At 66.7% G+C, this 4,664-nt stretch carries 2 protein-coding genes; both read left to right on the plus strand.

All coding sequences use genetic code 11. The annotated features are described in order from the left end of the window. Positions 1-210: 210 nt before the first annotated feature. Entirely contained in the window at positions 211-3,666 is a 3,456-nt protein-coding gene (locus AC4IJH_RS43025) for a ribosome-inactivating family protein (protein ID WP_490857492.1), read from the plus strand. A gap of 276 nt (positions 3,667-3,942) precedes the next feature. Beyond that, positions 3,943-4,512 (plus strand): SMI1/KNR4 family protein, encoded by a 570-nt coding sequence (locus tag AC4IJH_RS43030; protein ID WP_490857493.1) that lies wholly within the window; start codon positions 3,943-3,945, stop codon positions 4,510-4,512. The last annotated feature ends 152 nt before the right edge of the window (positions 4,513-4,664 follow it).

Genomic DNA, 4,664 nt, shown 5'->3' on the forward strand with positions numbered 1-4,664 from the left:
GCCCCCCCCCCCCACGTTGACGTCTCCTGCACCGGGGGCGGCGTCCGCGTCCCCGTGGCGGCCCTCCTGCCCTTCTTGCGGTCACGCATCCCGCATTGATCATCACCGCCGCGCGGTGGACGTCGCCCCGCGTGCTTCGGGAGGCCGGCGTCCACCGAGCGGGGTGGCAGGTTGGAAAGAAGAAGAGTGAGAGCAGTTTTCAAGAGGCCGGTGCGCGTGCCGCTGGTGGGCGCGCTTGTCACGGCCGTCCTTGCGGCACGTGATGCGGAGAGAGTCCGGTGCGACGGCACGGCCGGGCCTCGGATCCTGGAGGAGGGCGGCGGGGGCGGCGTCTTCGTGCACTGGCGCAGCCGCGCGGCCATCCAGGCCGGGCCCGTGCGGGGCCGCCGTACGGCGGTGGCTTCGGTGCTGGCTGCGGCGGCGCTTGTTGTGCCGCTGGCCGCCGGGCCCGCCCTCGCCGTTGGCACCGGCACCGCCCAGGCTCCTGCCCGGCAGCTCGGCGCCGGGGAACACTTCGCCCGTGCGCTGGCTGCGGCACATCTCGCGGCAGGGCCCGTCTCTGCGGAGCAACAGGTCTCGGAAATCGACCGCGGTTTCCGCCCGGACGGCATCGATCTCGACGATCTGGACGCGGCGAAGTTCGGGCAGCTCCTGAAGGAGCTGCGTGCCCGTGTCGCCCCGCGTACGGCCAACGGCATCCCGGCCCTTGGCGCGAATCAGGACGGGAAGTATCTGGCTCTGGCGCTCCGCACCGACGGCAAGACCCTCACCCTGCTGATCAACAAGGGAAACCTGTACCTCGAAGCATGGGAGAGAACGACAAATAGCGGAACGGAGATCTTTCCGCTCGAGCCTTTCCGCGGCAAGTGGGAGAAGTATGCCAAAAGCGAGAACGCAAAACCACACACAAAAGTGCAGAAAACCGGGCTGCCGGAGAATTACACCCAGCTAGGAGGGCTCGGCGCGCCGACATACGGGAGGTACCCACTGGCTCAGACAGTCGAAAACCTTCATGACTTCAAGGTGGATGCCGGAAAGAAGATCGCCGATGCCGATGTGGTGCGTCTGGCGGTCACGGTATCTGAAGCCACACGCTTCAAAGCAGTGGAGTCGACCCTGGCAAAAGCATGGGAGAAGGGAGTGCAGCTCCCCAAGACGCATCAGGACCTCATCAACGCGTGGAAGGACATCACACGGCAGCTCAATGAGCCGAAGGAGACGATCCGCGTCACGCTCAACGGGAAGACCGAGAACGTTCCCCGCACGACGGTCGAGGAGAAGTGGCTAGGGGTACAGCACAGCTGCGCGATAGACGCCCCTGGTCCCCGAGGCTCGCGTGCCCTCTCCTTGAGCGCAGGGTCCGGCAGCAACCCCTGCGGCCCTCCGGTGGACGACCCCGCGGCGCGGGAGGAGGCGCGTGCGGAGGCGGTTGCGGAGGCGGAGAAGCTGCCGGGCCGGGCGCGGGAGCGGGCGAAGGAGCTGTGTGCCAAGTCCGGGCAGGCTTCGTGCCTGGGGGAGGTGGACTGGGAGAAGGTGCGTGGGCAGGCGCGGGCCGAGGCCGAGCGGCTGACGGAGCTGAAGCTGGCCGGGCTGGAGAACGTGGGGGAGGCCCGGCTGGTGAAGGATCTCGATGCGGTGGTGAAGAACCCGTCGGCGTTCTACGTGCCCTATGACAAGACGCGCGCCAAGCTCGGCGGCGAGCGCTTCAACTGGAGCAACGTCGCCCATGCCGGCGGTGCCGCGCTGTGGGCGGCCGGGGTCGCGCAGGCGTTCTCGGGTGAGTCGAGTGATCTGGACAAGGCAGCCGCCATCACTGCGCTGATGCCCGTGGTGGGCAGCCTGCTGCAGGTGGGGGTGGATGTCCAGGACCAGGACTTCGCCGGGGCCGGGTTCGATGGCTTCGCTCTGCTGATGGAGGGCCTGGAGCTGGCGGGTGTGGAGTCGGCCGCCACCGGGCCGGCGTTCGCGGTGGCGATGGTCTACCACTTGGCGAAGACCGTGGGTGATATCGGCGCGCAGCTGGATGAGAACGTCAAGCGTGTGCCGGATGTGCGGGACAAGGCGTGGCATGACACGTTGCTGAACTACCTGCAGGACCCGAAGAAGGGGTGGCTGGCCAAGGAGGGCGGGACCGAGGCGGTCGCGGCCGGGATCGGGCTTGTGCAGGCGGCGGAGATGCAGCGTGCCGCGGTCAAGGGCCTGGCCCACGCGGCGAGCACCGCGGACGGCTCGGGCGAGGTGGTGGCCGCCGAGACCGGCAGGAAGAGGTGGTCCGCTCATGAGCGGTTCGCTGACGCCGATGCCAAGGCCGATGCTCTGACGGGCGAGTTCGTCAAGCAGCTGCGTTCTTCTCTGGCCACGTCGCTGGCCAAGGGCATGAACGCCGCGTGGGAGCAGAAGGAAGGGAAAGAGTTCAACCAGCACTTCATCGACAAGGTTTACAACAATGACTGGTGCGGGGCCCTCGTCGGCGCGGCCGCGGTCAACTGCGCGGAGCGGATGGACGGCCTTCAGAAGGAGGCTCTCGCCAAGCTGGAGAAGACTCCGCCCGGCGTGACAGCGGCCGAGGTCGAGGACGCCCTCATAGGAATGGGCATGACCGATATCGCGGCGCCGCAGCGGGACACCGCACTGGCTGGCCTGCTCACCGCTCAGGGAGCCTCGGGCCAGGTGGACGCCGTCATGCCCGTCCCCGGGACGGACCGGGAGCACTGGGTGTTCTCCGGCGGGCAGTACGTGAGAATGCGCCTGGACGAGAAGGCCGACGGCAAGAAGCTCGCCGCGACACTCACCGGTAACAACAAGCCTGCTCCGGTCAAGGGCAACTGGCGGTCACTGGAGCCGCTGCTGGATGCGTCGAAGACCGGCCGCGTCGATGCGGCCATGCCCGTCCCCGGCGCTGACAAGGACCTCTATGTCTTCTCCGGCGACCAGTACACCCGCATTCACGTTGACGGCGACCTCAACGACACCGTCGTAGACGGGTACGAGAAGCCGCGAAGCCTGCCGGACAACTGGTCCTCCCTGACCGGCCTGTTCGCCAGGTCCGGGGCCAGGCGGGTGGATGCTGTGCATGCGGTACCCGGCAACAAACTTGAGTACTACGTGTTCTCCGGCTCCTGGTTCACCACGATCCGCCTCGACAGCGGCCTCAAGGACGAGCAGATGGTGGCTCCTCGGCGTATCACCGCCGGGTGGCCGAAGCTCATCGCCGAGACCGGAAAGGACCACGTCCAGGGCCTGGTCCCGGTCCCCGGCGCTGACCGGGACTTCTACGTGTTCACCGACGGCGGCTACGTCAAGGCCAGCGCGAAGAGCCTCAGGCTGCCGACCCCCCGCGCCACAGCCAACGCCGCGTATGACGGCAACAAGGCCGGTATCTACTGGAGCAACGGCGAGGACGTCCCCGGGAACACGACATTGGTGGCCCAGGAGCAGGGCCGCCCGGAGCGCTCCTACCCGGCACGAGCCGGTAAGAACGAGGACTGGACCCCACCCGTAGTGGACGCCATTGATGCAATAGCAGGGCAAGTGCCGAAAACGACGGTCATCGACGTCCACTACGAGCACACGCACCAGGACGGGACGGTGGAGAAGTCGCCCGTCACGACGGTCAGTTTCGAGTGCTGGTACATGGTGTGCAAGGGCGTCCCGCAGCACGAGTAGATACCGGGGCATGCACGTCGGTGACCGACGGCCTGCCACCGGCACTGAATGGGCAAACCGGCCCAACGCGGCTACCCGCGGCTACTGTGGTTACCCGAGTACGAGACATAAAAGCAAACGCGTACACCGCGCCGAGAGCAACAGTGCCCCGTGGCAGGAGTATTGACCAATCCGTGCCCGTAGCACGCATCTGGTGATTACCTAGGTGGTGCCGGACCCGCCCGCTGCGGCAAGACCGGCACCACATAGTGGTCTGTCTGCGAGCGGAGGAACCGCGTGTCGGTGGATGAGTCGTGGGAGAAGATCGAACGCTGGCTTGACCAGTACGCTCCGCAAGAACAGCCTCTGCCGGGGCCGTGTACCCGCTCCGCGCTGGACGGCCTCTACAGCGCGCTCGGCGTGCGGCTTCCCGAGGATGTCGAGCAATCGCTGTTACGGCACGACGGGTCGGGACTCACCGATGTCATCCCGGCCACGTTCGCGCTTCACAGCGTCGAGCATATCGCCCGAGAGCATCTAGGAACGCTCAAGTACAGGCTGGAAGACGATTGCTATGGCTCGCACGACAGCCGCTTGATCGTGCCGATTGGCGCGCTGGGCGAGATGCAGCTCGTCGTCGACACCCAGACAGGGCATCTCGGGTCATGGGACATCGAGGAGACCGGCTACCGCTGGTACGAAGGCCCGGGATGGGTGTCTCTCTCGGCCGCGCTCGAAGTCACAGGGAACGCGCTGGCATCTCCGCCCCCGTGGATCGCGGTCATGGGCGACGGTGATGAGTGGCGGGCCATCGATATGGACACCGATTTCCCGGGAACACTGGTCTGGGCCGACGTACGAGGCTGAACCCGTCGTTCGCCCCAGCAGGGCGCTGAGGTAAGTGACCCATGCGGCGACTGCGGCGGTGCGGGCCGCATCCTTCTGTGACAAATCTGTTGGTGATCACTGGGTGGGTGACGTGCTGACCAGGGGGTTTAGTGATCGTTTCAGGACTTTCC

This window comes from Streptomyces sp. UF-297 (assembly GCF_058245575.1).